This window comes from Actinosynnema sp. NPDC037264 (genome assembly GCF_055603705.1).
Window position 1 is genome coordinate 280631 of record NZ_JBVJVK010000005.1, and the last position, 22366, is coordinate 302996.

Below are 22366 nucleotides of genomic sequence, written 5' to 3' on the forward strand. Positions count from 1 at the left end.
GAGGCGTTGAGGAGGATCAGGGTCATGGCCGCTGTGCAAGTCGGCATCGCGTTGCCGGTCCGGGAGACGGCGATATTGGGCTACCCCGACGCCGGCCCGCTGATGAAAATGGCCCAGCAGGTTGAGGAACTCGGTTTCGACTCGGTCTGGGTCGGCGATTCGTTCGTCGCCCGGCACCGGCTCGAGCCGCTCACCCTGCTGGCCGCCATCGCGATGCTCACCAACCGGGTCACGATCGGCACGGCGGCGCTGACCGCGGTGCTGCGCGACCCGCTCTACCTGTCCCACATCCTGGTGACGCTCGACCAGCTCGCCGGGGATCGGCTGCGGATCGCGCTCGGCACCGGGTTCCCGTTGCCCGCCAAGGAGGAGCTGGACGCGGTCACCACGACCTACGGCCAGCGGGCGGGTCGGATGGACGAGGCGGTCGAGTTCTGGAAGCGCCACTGGAGCGGCCGGGACGGCGACTTCGTCGGCAAGTACGTCGACCTGTCCGAGCTGGTCAACCAGTCGCCGCCGACCACGCCCGGTGGGCCGCGGATCTGGTTGGCCAGCAACGGGAAGCCGCGCGCGGTCGCCCGTGCCGGTGCGCAGTACGACGGGTGGCTGCCGGTCCGGATCGAGCCCGACGAGTACCGGAAGTCGCTGCGCGCGATCCGGGACACGGCGGAGGCCGCCGGCCGCGACCCCGGCGACATCGAGCCGGCGCTGTACGTCACCGTCAACATCAGCGACGACCCGGCCGAGGCGCTCGCGGGTCTCGAGGACTACACCGACCGGTACAACAACATGCCCATCGAACCCCTGCGGGCCTACCAGCTCTACTACGGGGGTTCCGCCGCGGACTTCACCGACTGGCTGGCGGAGTACGTCGAGGCGGGTGCGCGGCACATCGTGCTGCGGATGGGTTCCTTCGACCACTACGAGCGCAACGTCCGGGCGATCGCGGACGGCGTGATGCCGGGCCTGCACGCCATGAAGGTCGACTGAGATCGGGAGAGCGATGCGTTTCGCGGGCAGAGTGGCGCTGGTGACCGGTGGCGGCACCGGCATCGGCAGGGCGACGGCGGAGGCCTTCGCCGCGGAGGGCGCGACGGTGGTCGTGGCGGGCCTCGACGAGGAACCGCTGCGGCAGACCGCGAAGGCGATCGAGGCGGCCGGCGGCGAGGCCAGCTGGATCGTCCTCGACGTCACCGACGAGGCGGCCGTCGCGGAGATGGTCGCGACGACCGCGCAGCGGCACGGCGGGCTGGACGTCGCGTTCAACAACGCCGGCGTCATGGTGGGCGGCCGGGTCGCCGACCTGGACGCGGGTGACTGGGCGAGGGCCCTGTCGGTGGCGACCGGCACCTGGCTGTCGATGAAGCACGAGATCGGCTTCATGCGGGAGCACGGCGGCGGCGCCATCGTCAACATCTCCTCGATCATCGGCCCGCACAAGAGCATTCCCGGCACCGGCGGTTACGCGGCGGCCAAGGCCGCGATCACCGCCCTGACCAAGACCGCCGCGCTGGAGCACATCCGCGACGGCATCCGGATCAACGCGGTCAGCCCCGGCCCGATCGCCACACCGCTGTCGCTGATCCGCGGCGAGACCGAGGCCCAGCAGGCCGAGCGGATGAAGACGACCCTGCCGATCGGCCGGATCGGGGCCGTCGAGGAGGTCGCGCGCGCCGTGCTGTGGCTGGCGTCGCCGGACTCCTCGTTCACCGTCGGCGCCGACCTCGTCCTCGACGGCGGCGCGACCGCTTGAGCTCAACGACAGGAGAGACATGATTCTGGTGGTGGGAGCGACGGGCGTCGTCGGGCGCGAGGTCGTCGCGCAGTTGGTCGAGGCCGGGCAGGAGGTGCGGGCGCTGGTCCGCGACCCCGGTCGCGACCACGGGTTCGGCGGCGAGGTGAAGGTCGTCACCGGCGACCTCGGCTCGGTGGCGACCCTGACCGACGCCCTGACCGGCGTGGACAGCGCGTTCCTGCTCAGCGGCGGCGGGCCGGAGACGCCCCTGCACGACGCGAACTTCGCCGCCGCGGCGGCCCAGGCCGGTGTCCGCCACGTGGTCAAGCTGTCGATCATCGGCGCCGAGTACGGGTTCACCGACCTGGTCAGCACCTGGCACCTGGCCGGTGAACGGGCCGTCCGCCAGATCGGGCTGTGGCCCAACGGTCCGCAGTGGACGTTCCTGAGGCCGGGCGAGTTCAGCTCCAACGCGCGGCTGTGGGCCGTGCCGGTCCGGGAGCGCGGCGCGGTGTTCTGGTCGCAAGTGGACGTCAAGGTGGCCGTCATCGACCCGCGCGACGTGGCTGCCGCGGCCGTCACGGCGCTCACCACGCCGGGTCACGAGGGCAAGACCTACCGGATCGGCGGTCCGCGGGCGCTCGACGTCCGCGAACGGGTCGACATCCTCGCCGCGGCGCTGGGCAAGCCCCTCAAGCTGATCGAGGTGCCGATCGCCGACGTGGCGGACGCGGCGGCCAGGGCGGGGCGGCAGAAGCTCGTCGTGGAGACCACGATGGGCAACCTGGGCCGGCCGGAGTTCCAGGAGAAGGCGTCCCAGGTGCTCCCGACGTTCCAGGAGCTGGTGGGCCGCCCGCCGCGCACCTTCGAGGAGTGGGTGAACGACCACGTGGGTCTGTTCCGCTGAGTTCCGGCGTGCGCGGCGCTGCACCGCGCACGCCCCGACCCGAGCGGAAGCGGTGTGCCTGTCCTCGGGCACACCGCTTCCGCGTTCGTCGGCCGGAGCCTCTCCTCAGCTCGGCAGCCGGATCGACTGCTGGTGGTTGAAGACGTTGCGCGGGTCCCAGGTCTTCTTGGCCCTCTGGAGCCGCGGGTAGTTCCCCTTGTAGTACAGGTCGTGCCACGGGACGGACGACCTGTTCCACGTCGGGTCGCCGAGATCGGTGTCGGGGTAGTTGATGTAGCAGCCGTCACTGCGGCCGTTGGGCACCGGAACGCCGCCGGTGTCGGCGAAGACCGCGCCGTAGAAGTTGCGCAGCCACGTCCGGAACTTGGTGTCGTCGGCCGGGTTCGGCCAGTGGGTGATCCACAGCAGCTGGTAGGCGGAGTCGCGGTGGGAGTGCGCGGTCGTGTCGGGCGCGATGGCGTTGACCGCGCCGCCGTAGGAGGACAGCCCGACGCTGATCGCGGTGGTGTCCATGCCCGGCGCGGTCAGGTAGGTGTAGAACGCGTCGATCTGGGCATCGGTGAACGTGGTCCGCATGTACGCCGACTTGTAGTCCGCGCGCAAGGTGGGGTCGTTGAACGAGATGACGGCCTTGCCGACGTACTTCGTCGCCTGCAACCACGGCAGGGTGCGGGTTCCGCCACCCGAGGGCCCGACGCCGTTGAGCACGGTCTTCAGGTAGTCGTCCAGGATGGCCTGCGCGTTCGGCGCGGCGGCGTCCACCTGGGTCAGCAGCCCGAGGAAACCCTTCGACTGGTGGTTGAGGGTGATCTCGGCGTGCAGCACGCTGCCGGGGCTGTTGGGCGCGCTGTTGGCCACGTGCCACGTGCCGAAGTTCCGCAGCAGGTTGGCCAGCCCCGTCTTGGTCAGGCTCGCCCACGGGATGCCGATCTCGCTGAGCAGCACCTTCGCGGGCGGTCGGGGCAGGATCTTCGCGGGTTCGGTCGCCGTGACGCCGGGGGAGCGGAACAGGTAGCGCGTGACGACGCCGAAGTTCCCGCCTCCGCCGCCGGTGTGCGCCCACCACAGCTCGCGGTTGGGGTCGGTCGGCTCCCGGGTCGCGGTGACCGTGGTCGCCTTGCCGTCCGCGCCGACCACGACCACTTCCACCCCGTAGAGGTGGTCCACGATCAGGCCGTGGCGCCGGCACAGCATCCCCCAGCCGCCGCCGACGATGTGCCCGCCCATCCCCACCGAGTGGCAGATGCCGCCGGGCACCGTCACCCCCCAGGCGTGGTAGAGCTTCTCGTAGGCGTCGAGCAGGGTCGCGCCGGACTCGATGGCGACGGCGTTGTACCGGGAGTCGTAGTACACGGCGTCGAGGTTGGAGACGTCGAGCACGACCTTCACCGTGGGCTCGAACGGGAATCCCTCGAGGCAGTGGCCGCCGCTGATGACGCTGATCCGCTTGCCGGCGTCCACCGCCGCCTGCACGGCGGGCGCGACCTGGGAGGCCGCGCCGACGACCCGCACCATCTCGGGTTGTCCGATGAACCGCTGGTTGAGCTGCCTGCGGACAAGGTCGGCGTAGTGGGGATCGCCCGGCAGGACGGTGGCCGCGTCGATCGTCGTGCGGGAGCCCAACTCGGTCTCCGCCGTCGCGGTGGCGGTGCCGAGCACCGGCGCAGCGGTGATCGCGACGGCCGCCGAGCCCTTGAAGAGGCGACGGCGGGAGAGTCTGTTGGACGGTAACTCAGCGTTACGTTCGTGGGGCATCCAGTAGTCCTTTCTCACTGCTTCATAACCCGATAGGAGCATCGGATCGAGAAAAGGAGCACGGATAGCGAACTTTACGCCTCGGGAGTAATAAATGTTACCCGCGAGTATGTGGTCGGAATCACACCCTCAACGGTGCGGTATTTCGTATTCGTCGAAATCTTTTCCGGTAATTCGGGCATGCCGAATCCACGCCCTCCCGGAAATCGGAAGGCGTGGATTCGGTGTGAGTTCTCGTCAGTCGAGGGTGCCGAGCGCCGCCAGGATGTCGGTGGTCTCGGTGCGGGTGGTGTAGTCGGGCTGGATGTCGATCCACCGCAGCACGTGGTCGCGGTCGACCAGGAGCACCGCGGGCATCGGCAGGTTGGTGGAGCCGTCGCTGTTCAGCTTCGTCACGTCGTTGCCGAGCCGGACCAGGGTCGCCAGCGCGTCGGCGGTCGGCGTGGTGGCGAAGCCCAGCTCGGTGGCCAGCTTGTTGCCCGGGTCGGACAGCACGGGGAACGTCAGCGAGTTCTTGTCCCGCGTCGCGGCGGTGCCCTCGGGCTTCTGCGGGCTGAGGCCGATCAGGGCGATCCCCCGCTCGGCGAGCACCGGCAGCAACTCGGCCTCGTAGGCGTTCAGCGCCATGTTGCAGTACGGGCCCCAGGCGCCGCGGAACGTGACGATCACGGCGGGGCGGCCGTCGGCCACCTCGTACAGCGACGTCGCTTCCCCGTCCGCGTCCAGCAGTGCCACGTCGGGCACCTTCGCGCCCGGCTTCGCGGCCCCTGCCGGCACGCCCGCGGCCCTGAGCTGGGCCTGTTCGGCTTCGAACGGGGTGAGCAGGCCTTCCGGCGCCTGGCTGGTCATGGAGGCCGTCAGCGCTGCGCTCCGGGCGACGAGCGACTGGGTGTTCATGTGGTTCTCCTCGGTTCGGGTCCATCGGAGGCCCTGGCGGCACGGCCCGAGTCGGTCCGGGCACCGCCGGGGCGCTCCGATCTAGAGACCCGGTGCCGGGCGCAAAGGGATCGCTTGTGGCGAGCACGACGTGGACACGCCGATTCCTGTCCGGCCTCGCCGGGGTCATAGGTGACGACGGAGCGACCGTCCGAGACCGACGAGGGGTGCCTGTATGACCGTGGACATCTCGATCGCCCCGCCGGATCCGACGCCGAGTGGGTCGTCGATGCGACGCGCGTTGCGCCGTGCCGCCGATGGTGCGGTGTTGGACGTGACCGAGGCCGCGGTGCTGTTGCACGCGCGTGGTGAGGACCTGGAGGCGTTGCTGCGGGCCGCGGGTCGGGTGCGCGACGCGCATCTGGTGGCGGAGGGTCGGGCGGGGGTGGTGACCTACAGCCGCAACGCGTTCATCCCGTTGACGCGGTTGTGTCGGGACCGGTGTCATTACTGCACGTTCGCCACGGTGCCGCACAAGCTGCCGGCGGCGTTCCTGGAGCGCGACGAGGTGTTGGAGATCGCGCGTGCGGCGGCGGCGCAGGGCTGCAAGGAGGCCCTGTTCACGTTGGGCGACCGGCCGGAGGAGCGGTGGCCGCAGGCCAAGGAGTGGCTGGAGGCCCGCGGCTACTCCTCCACCCTGGACTATGTGCGGGCGTGTGCGATCGCGGTGTTGGAGGAGACCGGGCTGCTGCCGCACCTGAACCCCGGCGTGCTGAGCTGGGAGGAGTTGCAGCGGCTGCGTCCGGTGGCGGCGAGCATGGGCATGATGCTGGAGACCACGGCGGAGCGGTTGTGGTCGGAGAAGGGCGGCCCGCACTACGGCAGCCCCGACAAGGAGCCCGCGGTCCGGTTGCGGGTGCTCACGGACGCGGGCCGGGTGAACGTCCCGTTCACGACCGGGATTCTGATCGGGATCGGTGAGACGATCACCGAGCGCGCGGAGTCGTTGTTGGCGATGCGGGGGATCGCGCGGCAGTACGGGCACATCCAGGAAGTGATCATCCAGAACTTCCGGGCGAAGCCGGACACCGCGATGCGCGGCATGCCGGATGCGGACCTGCACGAACTGGCCGCCACGATCGCGGTCGCCCGACTGGTCATGCCGTCGTCGACGAGTGTGCAGGCCCCGCCGAACCTGGTCGGCGAGGAGTTCGCGTTGATGTTGCGGGCGGGGATCGATGACTGGGGTGGTGTGTCGCCGGTGACCCCGGATCACGTCAACCCCGAACGCCCGTGGCCCCACGTGGACGTCCTCGCCGAGCACACTCGCGCAGCGGGCTTCGACCTCCAGGAACGGCTCGCGGTCTATCCCCGCTATGTGACGGCTACCGCCGGGCAGTGGATCGACACCCGCCTCACCGCCCACGTCTCCGCCCTGTCCCGCGCAGACGGCCTGGCCGACCCCGACGCCCCGGTGGTGGGTCGCGAGTGGCAGGAACCCGACGGCGGTCTGGACACCTACGGCCGCGCGGACCTCAACACCGCCATCGACACCGAGGGCCGTACCGAGGACCGGCGTGGCGACTTCGACAGCGTCTACGGCGACTGGGCGTCGTTGACGGTCCCCAAGGCGATCGAACGGTTGCCCGAGGACACCGCCCGCGCCCTCCGTCTCGCCGCCGACAACCCGGCCGGGATCCTGGAGGACACCGACGCGGCGATGGCGCTGCTGACGGCCGACGGTCCGGCGTTGGAGACGATGACCCGGCTTGCGGACGAGTTGCGTGCCGAGGTGGTCGGCGACGATGTCACCTATGTGGTGAACCGGAACATCAATTTCTCGAATGTCTGTTATGTCGGGTGTCGGTTCTGTGCGTTCGCGCAGCGTGAGCGGGACGCGGACGCGTTCCGGCTCTCGATCGCCGAGGTGGCCGACCGGGCGCAGGAGGCGTGGGACGCGGGCGCGACCGAGGTCTGCATGCAGGGCGGCATCGACCCGAAACTCCCGGTCACCTACTACGCCGACGTCGTCCGCGCGATCAAGACCCGCGTGCCCGGCATGCACGTGCACGCGTTCAGCCCGATGGAGATCGTCGCCGCCGCCACCAAAGCCGGGGTGAGTGTGCGCGAATGGCTCACCGAGTTGCGGGAGGCGGGTCTGGACACCATCCCGGGCACGGCCGCCGAGATCCTCGACGACGACGTGCGCTGGGTGCTGACCAAGGGCAAACTGCCCGCCGCCACCTGGCTGGAGGTCGTCGCGACCGCGCACGAGGTCGGGATCCGGTCCTCCTCGACGATGATGTACGGCCACGTGGACCATCCCGGGCACTGGCTCGGCCATTTCCGGGCGTTGGCGGCGTTGCAGGACCGCACCGGCGGCCTGACCGAGTTCGTCGGGCTGCCGTTCGTGCACCGCAACGCCCCCATCTACCTCGCCGGCGTCGCCCGTCCGGGGCCGACGCGGCGGGACAACCGGGCCGTGCACGCCTTCGCCCGCCTGGCCCTGCACGGCCGCGTCGACAACGTCCAGTGCTCCTGGGTCAAGCTCGGCGACGACGGCACCGCCGAAGTCCTCCGGGGCGGCGCCAACGACCTCGGCGGCACCCTCATGGAAGAGACCATCAGCCGCATGGCCGGCTCCGAACACGGCTCCGCCCGCACCGCCACCCAGCTCCACGCCACCGCGGCCCTCGCCGGCCGTCCGGCCCGCCAGCGCACCACGACCTACGGCCGAGTGGATCACCCGGCGCCGGCGATCGGCGGCGCGCCGACCGGCAACACCGCAACTCGGAAGATGCCGGTGTGACCGCCACCGAACACGATCGGCGGAGGCCGAAAGCGGAACGGTTCCGGGCGGCCCCCTCGTCGGGGGCGCCGAGGGGAACGCGGGGGAGACCATGACCAGTACGACCACACCGGACACGGGTCGGGCGCGCAACGAGGAAGTCAGGGTGCGGGAGGTGCTCGACGGCATCGTGCGCGCGTGGGCGGGCAAGGACGCGGACGCGTTCGCCGACGCCTACACCAAGAACGCCAGGATGATCCTGTCGGACAACCGGTTCCTGCGGGGCCGCGAGGTGATCCGGAACGCGGTGACCGAGCAGTTCGCCGCCGCGGACCGGGGGACCACGCTGGTGCAGGACGTGGTGGACCTGCGGTTCCTGCAACCGGGCGTCGCGTTGGTGATCACCGAGGGCGGCGACCTCTCGCCCGACGACGCCGAGTCGGCGACCGGGTCCGTCCGCGCCACCTGGGTGCTGGCCAACGGCCTGGACGGCTGGCGGATCGCCGCCTACCAGAACACGCCGATCCCCGACGAGACACGGCCCGGTGGCTGACCGGGGGAGGCGCGGCGCGGTGGACCTCGTGGTCCCGGTGAAGGGGTTGGCGCGGGCGAAGACCAGGCTGGCCGACGTGGCCGCGGACCCGGTCGCGCGCGCGGCCCTGGCGCTCGCGTTCGCCCTGGACACCCTGACCGCGGTCACGGCCGCGGCGGGAGTGCGCCGGGTGCTGGTGGTCACGTCCGACCCGGCCGTGGTGGAGGAGGTGGCCGCGCTGGGCGTCGAGTCGTCCCCCGACCCCGGCGCCGGGTTGAACGCGGCGGTCCGCGCGGGCGCCGGGGTGCTGCGGCGTCGGGACCCGAGCGCGGCGGTCGGCGTGCTGCACGCCGACCTCCCGGCGCTGCGACCGGCCGAGCTGTCCTCGGCCATCGCGAGCGCGGACGGGCGCCGCGCCTTCTGCGCCGACCGCCCGGGCACCGGGACGACGCTGCTGCTCGCCGCGCCCGGCACGGACCTGAACCCCCGGCTGGGCGTCGGATCGGCCCACGCGCACGAGGTCGGCGGCGCGGTGGCGTTGACCGGTGACTGGCCCTCGCTGCGGTGCGACGTCGACACGGGGGAAGACCTGAGCATCGCGACCGCCCTCGGCCTGGGCCCGCACAGCGCGACCCTGGTCGCGGCCGAACGCTGAGGTCGCGCACGCCGGGTGCGGGGGGCTCGCGACCGGTGTGGTGGCGGGGTACGGTCGGCGTCCCGATCGCGGACGTGGAGGGCTGGGCGATGCTTGCGCAGGTTCGAACCGGGGCGTTCACCGCGATCGACCGCCGCGACGGGGCGCACGCGGGCCCGGAGAGCGACGACGTCTGATGCTGCCGGTCGACGACCTCGGCGAACCGGTCCCGCTGCCCGGCCCGCCCACCCGCGTGGTGAGCCTGGTGCCTTCGCTGACGGAGGCCCTCGTCACCGACGCGGTCGACCCCGCTGTCCTCATCGGTGCCACGGACTACTGCACGCACCCGCCCGACCTCGACGTCACCCGGGTGGGCGGCTCGAAGTACCCGGTGGTGGACCGGGTGCTCGCGCTGCGGCCGGACCTGGTGCTGGCCAACAGCGAGGAGAACCGCCCCGAGGACGTGGAACGGCTGCGTGCCGACGGCATCCCGGTGTGGGTCACCGCCGCACCCGCCACCGTCCCCGCCGCGCTGGGCTCGCTGCGCCGCCTGCTCGGCACGGCGTGGGACGTGGAGCCGGACTGGCTGGTCGAGGCGGAGCGGCTGTGGCGCGAGGTGACGCCGCCGTGGACGCGGGCCGTGGTCCCGGTGTGGCGCAAGCCGTGGGTGGTGCTCGGCCGCGACACGTTCGCCGGCGACGTCCTGCTGCGCCTGGGCGTGGTCAACGCCTTCGCCGACCACCCCGAGCGCTACCCGCGCCCCGAGCTGCGCGAACTGCAGGACGCCGACCTCGTCGTGCTGCCCGACGAGCCGTACCTGTTCACCCCGGACGACGGCCCGCAGTTCTTCCCGGGCCTGCGCCCCGTCCACGTCTCGGGCCGCCACCTGACCTGGTACGGCCCGTCACTGGTGGACGCGCGCGCGTCGTTGGAGGCGGCGCTGCGCCCCTGACGGGCCGAGTGTCCGGGGCTACGGGCACACGGGCCCGTGCCAGGCCGCCTCCGGCAGCGCGCCGGGCTCCACCTCGGCCGGTCCGTTGCGCGCCAACCGGCACAGCTGGGCCACCCACGGCGGCTCCTCGGCCACCACCTCGACCGACGACGCGTCCTGGCCGAACCACGCGGGCACGCCCCAGAACCGGTTGCGCTGCCACCGCCGGGTGAGCAGCCCGGGTCCGGTGAAGTCGGGTGACAGCTCGACCAGCACCTCGTCGGCGTCGGCGCCGAACCGAAGGCCGACGACGTTGAACCGCTGGTCCGTCAAGGGCAGCCGGTCCACCCGTGCCCGCGTGTCCAGGTCCCACACCTCGACGCCCTGCCCCCAGTAGAGCGCCAGGTACCGGCCGCCGGGGTCGATCGCGGGCCGCGCGAAGCTCCCGTCCGCGAAGTCCAGGCTGCCGGGCGCGATGTCGGCGTCGGACAGGTAGGCGCCGTCCGCGAGCCGGTACCGCCGCCAGCGCTCCTCGGAACCGGGCACCTCGACCATCAGCTCGTCGCGCACGGGGTTGTGCACCAGGCTGAAGTCCGACCCGTCGAACACGTTCCCGTCGAGCCGGTAGGGCCCGGCTACCTGTCGGCGGTCCGGCAGGTCCCAGACGCTCACCGTGTCGTTGTGCACGACCAGCGCGCGCCGGTGGTCCAGGAACCGCACGGCGGTCACCCCGGTGGAGGACGAGGCGGACAGGTGCGGCGCGGTGAACTCGCCCAGCGGCGCCAGGTCCGGCAGCCGCCACACCCGCACGGTCGGGTCGCCGGCCACCGACGTGGTCAGCACCCGGTGGTCCGGTGAGGCGGCCAGCCAGACCCCCGAGCCCGTCCGGTCCGCCGACCGCGCGGGCACGACGGCAGGCCGTGCCGCGACGAGCTCACCCGTGCCGGTGTCCCACACCTCAACCTCGTCGGAGTTGGACACCTGCACCCGGTGCCCCGGGATCGGCAGCACGGGGCCCGAGGAGTACGGGTAGTGGTCGTAGTACCGCGACCGCTCCCACCCGGTCATCGGCGGCAGCCGCAGCACCAGCGCCGAACCGGAGGCGATGAGCACCACCCGGTGCCCACCGTCCTCGTCGGACAGCAGCCGGACGGGCCGGAAGCCCGCGGGCACCTCGGCGTGCCGCGTCGGCTCGCCGTCGCGGAGCACCGTGACGCTCTGCTCACCGGACACCGCGAGCCACCGCCGGTCACCGCCGAACACCACCTCGTGCTCGCAGTCCGGCGTGGTCTGCGCGGCGTGCAGCGCGCCGGTGAGCACGCCACGCGCGCGCCACTGCCCGTCGCACTCCAGGTACACCGGCTCGGACACACCCACGTCGGCCACCCGCGCGCCGGCGGGCACGGCGAGCGGACGTGACCCGGCCGGCGACAACGCCGTGGTCACCGCACCGGTCACGACCACCAGCTCGCCGGTGTCCAGCACGGCGACGGGTCGCGGGTGGTCGCTGAGCCCGGCGAACCCCGGGTCGCCCGGCGAGCCGGCGAACCGCCCGTCGACGGACACCGGGTCGGCGCCGGCGAGGTCGACCACCCGGTAGTCGGAGCTCGGCGGGTCGGCCAGGATGAACGCGGCCAGCCACCGCCCGGTCGGGTCGGCCACCAACCGGTTGCCGAACCCCTCGATCCGCCGGGTGACCTCACCGGTCCGCGCGTCCCACACGACCGTCCGCGGACCGGCGCGTGCGACCACGAAGTCGTCGCCGAGCCAGGTCGGCTCGTACGCGCCCAGCTCGTCGGACTCGCGCAGCCCGACCGGAACGGCGGGCACGCGGGTGACGTCCCAGGAGGTCAGCCGCCGGTCCTCGGCGATCGTGACGATGCGCGTGCCGGAGCGGTTGACGTGCTTGGCGTCGGACACGCCGTCCAGCAGCAGTTCGGCGTGCCGCAACCCGGTGTACGCGGTGTGCAAGGCGGTCCGCGTCGCCATCGAGTCGTGCGTGCGGTAGGCGCGCAAGGCCAGCAGCAACCCGTTGCGGTCACCGCTGTAGGCGCCGCGCCGCAACAACGTGTCGGCCGCGCCGACCGCGCGGTTCTCGGCGTCGACGGCACGGGTGCGGACCACGATCACGCCCACCGCGACGAGCATCAGCACCACCAGCTCGACCACCGCGACCCGCCAGAAGGCCCGCCGGACCGAGGCCCGCCGCCCGGCGGCGACGAACTCCCGTTGCGCCGGCTGGAAGTCCGGCTCGCGGTCGCGCAGCTCGTGCCGTGCCCGCCGCAGCGCGCTGCCCCTGGGCAGCAACGCCCGTTCCCGCGTCCGCGACCACCTGGTGACGTCGCGGTCCAGCTCGTCCTGCCACGCCCGGAAGTCGCGGTCCTCCTCGGCCCACGTCCGCAGCCGGTCCCACCGCCGGATCAGCGTCTCGTGCGCCAGCTCCACGGTCCGGCCGTCGCTGGTGGCCAACCGGGTGGCCGCGAGCGCCTTGGCCGACGACGGGTCGTCCAGGTCGTCCAGCCGCAGCACGCGCCGCACGAACCGGTCCGGCTCGACCGGGCTCACGAGCTGCACCAGCAGCCGCCGCACGTCCTCCTCGGGGCCGATCGTGCGCCAGACGCGTTCGGCGTAGTCCGCGACCGCGCCCGGCACGCCACCCAGCGCCTGGTACGCGTCGTGGGTGAGCACGCCGCGTTCCTGCTGCTCCCACAACAAGGTGAGGGTGAACTGGAGCAGCGGCAGCGGGTTGCGCTCGTGCGCCACGTCGTCCAGCAGCACCCGCACCAGCCCTTCCTGGTACACGGGCATCCCGACGCGGTCCAGCGGCCGTTCGACCATCTCGCGCAGGTTGTCGTCGGAGGTGGTGACCAGGACCAGGTGCTCGGCGAGCACGCCGAGCCGACGGTCGGACAGCAAGGCGTCCAACGCCCGCGTGCCGACGGTGAGCACCACGTGCCGCCGAGGCCCGCGCAGGGCGAGCAGCGCGGCGAGCAGGTCCGGGGTCTCGGCCGGGAACCGCGCCAGCGCCTCGTCCACCTGGTCGGCGACCAGCAGCACCCGCTCGTGGCCGTGGCGGCCGGACCACCGGTCGACCGCGTCGGCCAAGCCCTCGGCGGTCAGCTCCTCGACGTCGAGCGCGGCCGCTGCCGCCTGCCAGGGCGTGCTGCCGGAAGCGGGCCGGAACACGACCGAGCCCGGCCGCCGGGGCACCACACCGGCCAGCACCAGCGACGACTTGCCCGCGCCCGACTGGCCGGTGACGACCGCGAGCCCGGCGCCGTCCAGCCGCGCCAGCACGTCGTCCACCAGTCGGTCGCGGCCGAAGAACCACTCCGCGTCGCCCGGCTGGAACGCGTCCAGGCCCCGGAACGGCGACGGTTGTGGCCGGGCCAGTTCCGGCAGGCTCTCGTGCAACGCGGCGGCGCCGAGGGCGTAGGCGGTGCGGCGTTCCGGGCGGCTCTCCACCTCGACGGTCATGCCGATCACCGCGCCGGTGTCGACGTCGATGACCGGGCCGCCGCTGAAGCCCCGGCTCATCGGCAGGCCGTGCGCCCGGTCGTCCTCCACCTGGAGCTTGCCCTGGGCGCTGCGGCCGACGACCGTGCCGGTCGACCACACGCCGTCGAGCCTCCGGTGGGGCACGCCGAACGCCCGCACCCGCCGTCCCCGCACGTCCGGCAGGTCGACCAGGCTCACCGGCCGCACGTCCGGCGGCGCCGCGGCCGGCCGGAGCCCCGCCACGTCCCGCTCGACGTCGAGGTGCACCACCTCCGCCACCACCCGGTCGGGCCCGACCAGCGGGAAGTCGACCTCCATCCCGGGGCCGACGACGTGCGCGCAGGTGAGCACGAGGTCCGGCGCGACCAGGAACCCCGCGCCGACAGGCGTGCCGTCGCGGAGGACGCGGGCGGTGAAGCGGTCCATCAACCGCGGAACCGGTCGGTCGCCGCGAGCAGCGCGCGCAGGATGCCCGGCTCGTCGAACGCGTGCCCGGCGTCCGGCACCACCACCAGCTCCGACCCCGGCCACGCCCGGTGCAGGTCCCAGGCCGTCACGGCCGGCGTGGCCAGGTCGTAGCGGCCCTGCACGATCACGCCCGGGATGCCCGCGAGCTTCCCCGCGTCACGCAACAGCTGCCCCTCCGCCAACCACCCGCCGTGCCGGAAGTAGTGGTTCTCGATCCGCGCGAACGCCAGCGCGTACCGGGGCTGCGCGAACGTCTCCACCAACTCCGGGCGGGGCAGCAGCGTGACCGTCGACCCCTCCCACACGCTCCACGCCACCGCCGCCGGTTCGCGCACGGCCGGGTCCGGGTCGTTCAGCAGCCGCCCGTAGGTCTCGATCACGTCCGCGCCCTCGGGCACGCGTGACACGACGTCCTCCCACGGCTCCGGGAACAGGAACCCCGCGCCGCCGCCGTAGTACCAGTCGAGTTCCTTGCGCCGCAACGTGAAGATGCCCCGAAGCACCAGCTCGGTCACCCGCTCCGGGTGCGTCTGGGCGTACGCCAGCGCCAGGGTCGACCCCCACGACCCGCCGAACACCTGCCACCGGTCGACGCCGAGGTGCTCGCGGACCTGCTCCAGGTCGGACACGAGGTGCCAGGTGGTGTTGTCCGACAGGTCCGTGCCGTGCTCGGACGCGTGCGGCAGGGACCGGCCGCAGCCCCGCTGGTCGATCAGCACGATCCGGTACGCGGCCGGGTCGAACAGCCTGCGGTGCACGGGCGCGCAACCGCCGCCAGGCCCGCCGTGCAGGAACACCACGGGCTTGCCGTACGGGTTGCCGCACACCTCCCAGTAGACGCGGTTGCCGTCGCCGACGTCGAGCAGGCCCTGGTCGTAGGGTTCGATCTCGGGGTACATGGGGCCCACTCTGCCCGAGAGCGCCGTCGAGTGGATCACCCGGTGATGTCCACGTCGCCGGTCAGCGAGCCGGTCTGCAGCACGTGCCCGGCCAGCGTGCCGCCCTCGGTGACGGTGACCGTGTTGACGGTGTTGTTGACGATCTCCCGCGCCTGCGCGGAGTGCGCGTGGCGGGCGAACGCCGACGTGATCATGCCGATGGTGCGCCGCCACGGGCTGTGAGCGCCGGCCGGCGGCCCCGCGTCGCTGGACACCATGGCGGACCGCCCCGTGCCGAACCCGAGTGGTGCATTCCGCCGTGATCGTGGCACAGGCGTTCCGGTCGCGGCCCGCACAAATCGTGGCCCGCACCGCTTCGGGAATCGCCGGGCGAGGTAGTCCGCAGCCGAGCTGTTCCGCCTCACCGCGCATTCGCCGGCGCTGCGTGGAAATGCACGTGGTCGCCGTGCCGGCCGGAGCCCGCACGGCGACCACGGTCACGAGATCAGTGGAAGGTGTGCTCGGGGCCGGGGAACTGGTGGCCCTTCACCTCGGCCGCGAACTGCTCCGCCGCCGACTTCATCACGCCCGCCACGTCGGCGTACCGCTTCACGAACCGCGGCGCGCGCCCGCGGCGCAAGCCCATCATGTCCTGCCAGACGAGCACCTGCGCGTCGGTGTCCGGTCCCGCGCCGATGCCGACGGTCGGGATCACCAGGTCGTGCGTGATCTGCTTGGCGACCTCGCTGGTCACCATCTCCAAGACCACCGCGAACGCGCCCGCGGCCTCGACGGCGTGCGCGTCCTCGACCACCGAGTCGAACGCGTCGTTGCGGCCCTGCACCCGGTAGCCACCGAGCTGGTGCTCGCTCTGCGGGGTGAACCCGATGTGCGCCATGACCGGGATGCCCGCCCGCACGATGGCCTCGATGTGCGGTGCGAAGTGCTTCCCGCCTTCGAGCTTCACCGCGTGCGCGCGGCCTTCCTTCATGAACCGCACGGCCGTCGCCACGGCCTGCTCGACCGACACCTGGTAGGAGCCGAACGGCAGGTCGGCCACGACCAGCGACCGCTTCACCGACCGGGTCACGCCCCGGACCAGCGGGATCAGCTCGTCCACGGTCACCGGCAGCGACGTGTCGTAGCCGTAGACGTTGTTGGACGCGGAGTCGCCGACCAGCAGCACCGGGATGCCCGCCTCGTCGAAGAGCTCCGCGGTGTACATGTCGTAGGCGGTGAGCATGGGCCACGGCTCGCCGCGTTCCTTCAGCTCCCGCAGGTGGTGGATGCGCACCTTCTTGCCGGAGGGGGCGCTGCCCGCCCCGTTGCCGTAAGGCGCGGTTACCTCTGTCGAGGTCATCGTCGACCGTCCTCCCTCGGGGCCGGCTTCGTCGCTGGTCCCCGGGACCTTGTTGCACGGTTACGCGACCAGCGTGACACCGACGCCGGGGTAATTGCGCGTAGTGCGAGACGCTTCACATGGTCCGTCCGCCACATCGCGCACGACGCCGGACGGGAGTACCGTGCCCCCTCCGCCGCGCCCCTCCCGCTCACCCGCCGCGCAACGCCGCGAGCACCGCCAACGCCACCGCGTCCGGCCGGTCGACCGGCACCATGTGCCGACTGCCCGGCACCCGCACGGCACGCCCGGTCGGGGTCGACGCGGCCAGCGCCACGTGCGCCGCGCACTCCCGCCGACCCGCCGTGAGCACGGTGAACGGCACCGGCGGCAACGGCCGGAACGCCCGCAACCGCTCCACCGCGGCCACCTGCGCCGGGTAGGACGCCAACTCCTCCAGCACGGCCCGCGTCACCGACGGCCGCCCGTACACCGACCGCACCACCGCGGGCGAGGCCGGATCACGCCGGCCGAGCGTCGACCCGCGCACCACCCACCGCCGCAGCCGCAACCCCTGGGCGGCCACGAGCGGGTCCAGCCCGGCCCGCAGCACCCACCGCGCCACCAGCGCCGACAGGTCGAACGGCCGACCGCCGCCCGGCGCCTCCGGATCGGGGTCCACCAGGACCACCCCGCGCACCCGACCCGGCCGCAGCCGCGCCCACGCCTCCACGTGCAGCGCGGCCATCGAGTGCCCCACCAGCACCGCCGACGGCTCACCGGCCAGCACGGCGTCCAGCACGGCCACCTCACGGGCCAGCGTCGCGGGCGCGAGCGCGGGCCCGGACCACCCCGTGCCCGGCCGGTCGAACACCAGCACGCGCGCGTCGGGCAGCAACGCCACCACCGCGTCCCAGTCGAACCAGGCGCCACCCAGCGCCGAGCTGAGCACCACCGCCGGCCCGTCGACACGCCCGGATGACCGCAGGTGCACGCGACCCGCGAGGGAGGCGACCATGGTGGACAACCGGAACCTCCTTGGAGCGTGTCGTGGCGGTGGCCAGGTGGAAGTGGCGGACGGCGGGAGTGGTCGCGACCGTCGTCCAGGTGGCGGCCGCGGCGTCGCTCCTGCTGTTCCTGATCGACGAGGAGTCCGACCTCGCCAGGGGCATTCTCCGGGTCTCGTACCTGCTGGGCCTACCCGTCGAGGCGAACCTGTTCATCGCCCTGGTGCTGGTGGTGCTCGGCGCGGCCCTGCGCAGGCGCAAGAGAGCCGCGCTGTGGACGTTGCTGCTGTTCCAGGTGCTCAACGCGGGCGTCGTGCTGCTCCTCATCATCCGCTACTGGATCGACCCGGGACCGTTCCTCGGCCCCGACGAGCCGCCGGACCGGTTGGGGGTGACCGTCGACCTCGGCAGCTTCGTCGTCGTCACGGTCGCGGTCATCGTGCTGCTGCTGGCGGTCAGGGACGCGTTCCCGGCCGAGCTGGCCGCCGGCGCCTGGCAGCGGACGCTCGTCGTCCTCGTCGGCGGGATCCTGGTGCTGTCCCTGCTCGGCTGGGGCCTGACCGAGCTGTTCCCGGGGCACCTGCACGGCACGTGGCACAAGCTGGGCTGGGCGGCCAACCAGATCACCGGCGAGGTGCTGCCCCAACGCCGCGGCGGCGAGGGCCCGCCGTGGCTGGGCGTCCTGCTGGGGTTCGGCGGGATGCTCGTCGCGATCGCCGCGCTGCGGGTGTTCTTCCGCGGCGTGCGGTCGAGCCGGTCCCTGGACGACGCCGAGGAGCTGGCCGTGCGGCGGCTGCTGGCCGCGCACGGCGAGCCGGACTCGCTCGGCTACTTCGCCACCCGCCGCGACAAGAGCGTGGTGTTCGCCCCGAACGGCCGCGCCGCGCTCACCTACCGCGTCCTCGCCGGCACCACGCTGGCCGGCGGCGACCCCGTGGGTGACGAGGAGGCGTGGCCGCAGGCGGTGCAGGCGTGGCTGGCCGAGGCGCGGCGGTACGGCTGGCTGCCCGGCGTGCTCGGCGCGAGCGAACGCGGCGCGCACGTCTACGCGGCGGCGGGCCTCAAGGCGTTGGAGATCGGCGACGAGGCCGTGCTGGACGTGCGCGAGTTCACCCTGACCGGTCCCGAGCGCCGGGCCGTGCGGCAGGCCGTGAGCCGGGTGGCGCGCGCCGGGCACACCGCCCGCGTCCGGCGGCACGCCGACATACCGGCCGACGAGCTGGCCGCCATCCTCGACCTGGCCGAGCGGTGGCGCGGCGCGCAGACCGAGCGCGGGTTCTCCATGGCGCTGGGCAGGCTGGGCGACCCGACCGACGGCCGGTGCGTGATGGTCGAGGCCTACGACGCGCACGGCGAGCTGCGCGGCCTGCTGTCGTTCGTGCCGTGGGGCAGGCGGGGGCTGTCGCTGGACCTGATGCGCCGCGACCGCGCCGCCGAGAACGGCCTGAACGAGTTCATGGTGGCCGAGCTGGTGGCCGCCGCCGCCCGGCTCGGCGTCGAGCGGGTGTCGTTGAACTTCGCCATGTTCCGCGCGGTGTTCGAGGAAGGCGGGCGGATCGGCGCGGGACCGGTGCTGCGGACGTGGCGCGCGGTGCTGAGCCTCGCGTCCCGGTTCTTCCAGCTGGAATCGCTGTACCGGTCCAACGCCAAGTACGGCCCGGAGTGGCTGCCCCGCTACCTGTGCTTCACCCGTGCCCGCCACCTGCCCCGCGTGAGCGTCGCGGCCGGCGTCGCCGAGGGGTTCGTGCCGAGCCTGAGGTCGTTGGTCAAGCGGGGGTCCTCGCGCGCGCCGGCCCACGGAACCGTCGACACGGGCTTCGCCGCGGCCGTCGCCGAGATCGACGCGATCGAGGTCGAGCCGCCACCGCCGCGCCGCCCGGAGCAAGTCCGCGTCCGCCTCGCCAAGCTGGACCGGCTGCGTGCCGCCGGCATCGACCCGTACCCGGTGGACTACCCGCGTGAGCACTCCCTGGCCCAGGCGCGGCAGCTCCTCGGCGAGACCGTCTCGGTGACCGGCCGGGTCGTGGCGCTGCGCGAGCTCGGCGGCCTGTGCTTCGCCCGCGTCCGCGACTTCACCGGCGAGCTCCAGCTCATGCTCGACGCCCGGCGCGTGGACCTGGTGGCGTGGAAGGCGGGCGTCGACCTCGGCGACCACGTCGGCGTGCGCGGCGAGGTGGTTTACTCGCGGCGGGGCGAGCTGTCCGTGCTGGCCGACGAGTGGACCGTGACCGCGAAGTGCCTGCACCCGTTGCCGGACAAGCGGAAGGGCCTGTCCGACCCGGAGGCGCGCGTCCGCAGGCGATACCTGGACCTGGTGGTGAACGAGGACTCGGCGCGGATGCTGCGGCTGCGCAGCGACGTCGTGCGCGGCATCCGCGACTTCCTGCACGACCGCGACTACCTCGAAGTCGAGACGCCGATGCTCCAGACCGTGCACGGCGGCGCGAACGCCCGGCCGTTCGTCACCCACATCAACGCCTACGACATGCGCATGTACCTGCGCATCGCGCCCGAGCTGTACCTGAAGCGGCTGTGCGTGGCGGGCGTGGACCGGGTCTTCGAGCTGAACCGCAACTTCCGCAACGAGGGCGCGGACGCCTCGCACAACCCCGAGTTCACCATGCTGGAGGCCTACCAGTCCTACGCCGACTACACGACGATGCGGCACCTCGTGCGGGAACTCGTGCAGCGCGCCGCCGTCGCCGCGCACGGCCGCCCGATCGCCGTCCGCGACGGCGAGGAGGTGGACCTCTCGGGGGAGTGGCCCGTCATCCCGGTCTACACCGCCGTCTCCACGGCGCTGTCGACGACCGTCACCCCGGACACCCCGGTGCCCGAGCTGCGCTCGCTGCTGGCGGCCCACGGTTTCGAACCGGCCGACGAAGCCGACCACGGCGCGCTGGTGCAGCAGGCGTACGACGGGCTGGTGGAGCCGGACACCGTCGAGCCCACCTTCTACACCGACTTCCCGACCTCGGTCTCGCCCCTGACCCGGCCGCACCGCGCCGATCCCCGCCTGGCCGAACGCTGGGACCTGGTCGCGTTCGGCGCGGAGATCGGCACGGCCTACTCGGAGCTGACCGACCCGCTGGAGCAGCGCCGCAGGCTCCGGGCGCAGTCGTTGCGGGCGGCCAGCGGCGACGTCGAGGCGATGGAGCTGGACGAGGACTTCCTCGACGCCCTGGAGCACGGGATGCCGCCCACCGGCGGGCTCGGGATGGGCGTGGACCGGGTGCTGATGATGCTCACCGGCGCCTCGATCCGGCAGACCGTGCTGTTCCCGTTCGTCAGGCCCGTCTCGTGAGCAGGCCCGCCCGCGCCCGGACGTCCGCCGTGGCGGCGTCGAGCTCGGCCGGGTCGGCGATCGTGGTGTTGCCCTCGTAGGTGACGCCGTCCGGCACGGCGTCGCTGCCGACCGGGTCGGCGTCCCAGAAGTTGCCCCGGTAGACGACGTGCTCCAACGGCGGGTAGACGTGCAGGACCGACGTGTTGTCCGCGCGGGCGACCACGTTCCCCTCCACCGTCACCCACGTGGCGCCGTAGTCGGTGTAGAGGCCGAAGTTGTACGGCGTGCGCGTGTCCTCGATGACGTTCCCGCTGATCACGGCCCCGTTCTTGGGTGAGTCGCCCTGCCGCCCGGACAGGTAGACCCCGCCGCCGTCGGCCAGCACGCCCATGGCGCCGGTCACCAGGTTGCGCGTGATGCGGGTGCCGCCGCGCGCCGGGTTGGCCACGATGCCGTTGTGCGGCACGTCGCGCACGTGGTTGTGCGCGACCGTGCAGTCCTCGGTGTCGTGGAACGTGATGCCGGCCGACCCGGAGTGGTCCAGCCCCACGTGCGCGATGAGGTTGTCCTCCACCAACGCCTTCCTGGTGCCCGTGATCGAGATCGCGGACGCGGCGAGGGTGTCGAAGTCGCAGCCGCGCACGACGAGGTCCGCGCCGCCGGTCGCGCCCAGCCCGGTCGTGCCGAGCCTGGTGAACCGGCAGCCCTCGAACCGCACACCGGACGTGCCGTCGAGCCGCACGCAGGCGGGGATCTCCTCGTGCTCCTCGGGCACGGTCAGCCACGCGCCCTCGGCCGGCTCCACCTTCCCGATCCGGCCGCCGTCGTAGTAGCCGTTCGAGTGGTAGTGCAGGAAACCCCGGTCGCTGCCCGGCCGCAGCCACGTCGTGTCGGCGAACACCACGCCCCGGAACGCCACGTCCCGCACGCCGGTGGCGCGCACCAGCACCTCCAACGCGGGCGCGACCACGTGCGGCTCCTCGTCCGGGTGGGGGAGGTAGTGCAGGACGTGCTCGCCGGGCCGTGAGCGGTCCAGCGCGAACGTGCCCTCGGTCAGGAACGCCGGGTCGTTCTCCACCCGGGTCGGCGCCGGGGGACCGGACATCACCTGGCCGAACCACTCCGAGTTGTAGAGGTCCACGGCCCAGCCGAACCCGGGCTGCGCCATGGTGATCTCACCGTCGGCGGTGGCGGACGCGACCGCCGTGCGCGCCTCCGTCCACGGGTAGACGCCCCGGTGCACGAACTCGACGCCGGACGGGTTGCGCCAGGCCGGCGGGTGGTCGGTGACGTAGCCGGTCGCCGTGCGGCGGACCGTGCCGGGCAGCCCGTCCACGCCGGCGCGCTCGACCCGCCGCCCGTTCACCACCAGGTGGCGGGTGACCAGGTCGCCGACCTCGGCCACCCACACGCCGTCCGGCCCCCGTCGCCCGGCGACCTCCCGGCCGCCGCTCAGGACGGCCTCCTCCCGCGCGTCGGTGCCGAAGCCGAACGCCTGGTAGACGACGCCGGAGTCCTCCTCGGTCAGCTCGAACGGCTCGGTCAGCACGTGCGTGCCGGCCCTGAGGTGAACGGTCACGTCGCCTCCCGCCGCACGCGCGGCTCGTCGCGCGTGCTCCAGTGTGCGGAACGGGTCGGCGGCCGTGCCCGCGGCGGAGTCGTCCCCGGTGGGTGAGACGTGGAAATCGGTCATGAACAGCCCCCAAGGTGTTTATGGCGTAAACCATAAGTT

16 protein-coding genes are annotated in these 22366 nt (G+C 72.8%); 8 read left to right on the forward strand and 8 right to left on the reverse strand.

Going from position 1 to position 22366, the window contains the following annotated elements; genetic code table 11:
- The first annotated feature begins 24 nt into the window (after positions 1–24).
- Genes ACZ7GX_RS09265 through ACZ7GX_RS09275 form a run of 3 tightly spaced genes read left to right on the forward strand, consistent with a single transcriptional unit; the run spans position 25 to position 2642 of the window.
- Positions 25–990 carry an LLM class flavin-dependent oxidoreductase gene (locus ACZ7GX_RS09265; protein ID WP_498774580.1) on the forward strand — a complete coding sequence of 322 codons (966 nt, stop codon included), beginning with the start codon at positions 25–27 and terminating at the stop codon, positions 988–990.
- A gap of 13 nt (positions 991–1003) precedes the next feature.
- Positions 1004–1753 (forward strand): SDR family NAD(P)-dependent oxidoreductase, encoded by a 750-nt coding sequence (locus tag ACZ7GX_RS09270; protein ID WP_498774582.1) that lies wholly within the window; start codon positions 1004–1006, stop codon positions 1751–1753.
- A 19-nt stretch (positions 1754–1772) separates the two neighbouring features.
- Positions 1773–2642, forward strand: a complete 870-nt coding sequence (locus ACZ7GX_RS09275) for an NAD(P)H-binding protein (protein ID WP_498774584.1) — start codon at positions 1773–1775, stop codon at positions 2640–2642.
- A 105-nt stretch (positions 2643–2747) separates the two neighbouring features.
- Here the strand turns inward: ACZ7GX_RS09275 and ACZ7GX_RS09280 are convergent, their stop codons facing one another.
- Together ACZ7GX_RS09280 and ACZ7GX_RS09285 are read right to left on the reverse strand one after the other, a co-directional pair.
- Entirely contained in the window at positions 2748–4397 is a 1650-nt protein-coding gene (locus tag ACZ7GX_RS09280) for an FAD-binding oxidoreductase (RefSeq protein WP_498774586.1), read from the reverse strand.
- 237 nt (positions 4398–4634) lie between these two features.
- Positions 4635–5294, reverse strand: a complete 660-nt coding sequence (locus ACZ7GX_RS09285) for a peroxiredoxin-like family protein (protein WP_498774588.1) — start codon at positions 5292–5294, stop codon at positions 4635–4637.
- A 214-nt stretch (positions 5295–5508) separates the two neighbouring features.
- On the opposite strand from ACZ7GX_RS09285, the gene ACZ7GX_RS09290 reads away from it, so the two are divergent.
- From ACZ7GX_RS09290 to ACZ7GX_RS09305, 4 genes are all read left to right on the forward strand, one after another.
- Entirely contained in the window at positions 5509–8082 is a 2574-nt protein-coding gene (locus ACZ7GX_RS09290; protein ID WP_498774590.1) for a bifunctional FO biosynthesis protein CofGH, read from the forward strand.
- A gap of 91 nt (positions 8083–8173) precedes the next feature.
- On the forward strand, positions 8174–8614 hold the full coding sequence (locus ACZ7GX_RS09295) for an SgcJ/EcaC family oxidoreductase (RefSeq protein WP_498774592.1): 441 nt from the start codon (positions 8174–8176) through the stop codon (positions 8612–8614).
- 19 nt (positions 8615–8633) lie between these two features.
- The gene (cofC, locus tag ACZ7GX_RS09300; RefSeq protein WP_498774594.1) at positions 8634–9248 is read left to right on the forward strand and encodes a 2-phospho-L-lactate guanylyltransferase; all 615 of its coding nucleotides are present in this window, start codon (positions 8634–8636) and stop codon (positions 9246–9248) included.
- 175 nt (positions 9249–9423) lie between these two features.
- Complete coding sequence (locus ACZ7GX_RS09305) at positions 9424–10179, forward strand: helical backbone metal receptor (protein WP_498774596.1); 756 nt, start codon at positions 9424–9426, stop codon at positions 10177–10179.
- 18 nt (positions 10180–10197) lie between these two features.
- Here the strand turns inward: ACZ7GX_RS09305 and ACZ7GX_RS09310 are convergent, their stop codons facing one another.
- The 5 genes from ACZ7GX_RS09310 to ACZ7GX_RS09330 all read right to left on the reverse strand — a co-directional run bounded on the left by ACZ7GX_RS09310 (position 10198) and on the right by ACZ7GX_RS09330 (position 17359).
- Complete coding sequence (locus ACZ7GX_RS09310; protein WP_498774598.1) at positions 10198–14082, reverse strand: nSTAND1 domain-containing NTPase; 3885 nt, start codon at positions 14080–14082, stop codon at positions 10198–10200.
- Positions 14082–15023 carry a prolyl aminopeptidase gene (gene pip, locus ACZ7GX_RS09315; protein ID WP_498774600.1) on the reverse strand — a complete coding sequence of 314 codons (942 nt, stop codon included), beginning with the start codon at positions 15021–15023 and terminating at the stop codon, positions 14082–14084. The genes ACZ7GX_RS09310 and pip overlap by 1 nt, the downstream gene beginning before the upstream one ends.
- Positions 15024–15058: 35 nt before the next feature.
- Positions 15059–15277, reverse strand: coding sequence for a hypothetical protein (locus ACZ7GX_RS09320; RefSeq protein ID WP_498774602.1), 219 nt, complete (start codon positions 15275–15277; stop codon positions 15059–15061).
- Between the two features lie 230 nt (positions 15278–15507).
- Entirely contained in the window at positions 15508–16362 is an 855-nt protein-coding gene (panB, locus tag ACZ7GX_RS09325; RefSeq protein ID WP_498774604.1) for a 3-methyl-2-oxobutanoate hydroxymethyltransferase, read from the reverse strand.
- A gap of 190 nt (positions 16363–16552) precedes the next feature.
- Positions 16553–17359: an alpha/beta fold hydrolase gene (locus ACZ7GX_RS09330; RefSeq protein ID WP_498774654.1), complete on the reverse strand. Its 807-nt coding sequence runs from the start codon at positions 17357–17359 to the stop codon at positions 16553–16555.
- A 32-nt stretch (positions 17360–17391) separates the two neighbouring features.
- Between ACZ7GX_RS09330 and lysX the strand changes: the two genes are divergently transcribed.
- Complete coding sequence (gene lysX, locus ACZ7GX_RS09335) at positions 17392–20652, forward strand: bifunctional lysylphosphatidylglycerol synthetase/lysine--tRNA ligase LysX (RefSeq protein ID WP_498774606.1); 3261 nt, start codon at positions 17392–17394, stop codon at positions 20650–20652.
- Here lysX and ACZ7GX_RS09340 read toward each other — a convergent pair.
- Positions 20636–22327 (reverse strand): right-handed parallel beta-helix repeat-containing protein, encoded by a 1692-nt coding sequence (locus ACZ7GX_RS09340; protein ID WP_498774608.1) that lies wholly within the window; start codon positions 22325–22327, stop codon positions 20636–20638. The genes lysX and ACZ7GX_RS09340 overlap by 17 nt on opposite strands.
- Positions 22328–22366: the final 39 nt, after the last annotated feature.

Bases quoted from the DNA above. Each gene is read 5' to 3' on its own strand.
- ACZ7GX_RS09265 (WP_498774580.1), top strand. From the start codon at position 25: ATGGCCGCTGTGCAAGTCGGCATCGCGTTGCCGGTCCGGGAGACGGCG.
- ACZ7GX_RS09270 (WP_498774582.1), top strand. From the start codon at position 1,004: ATGCGTTTCGCGGGCAGAGTGGCGCTGGTGACCGGTGGCGGCACCGGC.
- ACZ7GX_RS09275 (WP_498774584.1), top strand. From the start codon at position 1,773: ATGATTCTGGTGGTGGGAGCGACGGGCGTCGTCGGGCGCGAGGTCGTC.
- ACZ7GX_RS09280 (WP_498774586.1), bottom strand. From the start codon at position 4,397: ATGCCCCACGAACGTAACGCTGAGTTACCGTCCAACAGACTCTCCCGC.
- ACZ7GX_RS09285 (WP_498774588.1), bottom strand. From the start codon at position 5,294: ATGAACACCCAGTCGCTCGTCGCCCGGAGCGCAGCGCTGACGGCCTCC.
- ACZ7GX_RS09290 (WP_498774590.1), top strand. From the start codon at position 5,509: ATGACCGTGGACATCTCGATCGCCCCGCCGGATCCGACGCCGAGTGGG.
- ACZ7GX_RS09295 (WP_498774592.1), top strand. From the start codon at position 8,174: ATGACCAGTACGACCACACCGGACACGGGTCGGGCGCGCAACGAGGAA.
- ACZ7GX_RS09305 (WP_498774596.1), top strand. From the start codon at position 9,424: ATGCTGCCGGTCGACGACCTCGGCGAACCGGTCCCGCTGCCCGGCCCG.
- ACZ7GX_RS09310 (WP_498774598.1), bottom strand. From the start codon at position 14,082: ATGGACCGCTTCACCGCCCGCGTCCTCCGCGACGGCACGCCTGTCGGC.
- pip (WP_498774600.1), bottom strand. From the start codon at position 15,023: ATGTACCCCGAGATCGAACCCTACGACCAGGGCCTGCTCGACGTCGGC.
- panB (WP_498774604.1), bottom strand. From the start codon at position 16,362: ATGACCTCGACAGAGGTAACCGCGCCTTACGGCAACGGGGCGGGCAGC.
- ACZ7GX_RS09330 (WP_498774654.1), bottom strand. From the start codon at position 17,359: ATGGTCGCCTCCCTCGCGGGTCGCGTGCACCTGCGGTCATCCGGGCGT.
- ACZ7GX_RS09340 (WP_498774608.1), bottom strand. From the start codon at position 22,327: ATGACCGATTTCCACGTCTCACCCACCGGGGACGACTCCGCCGCGGGC.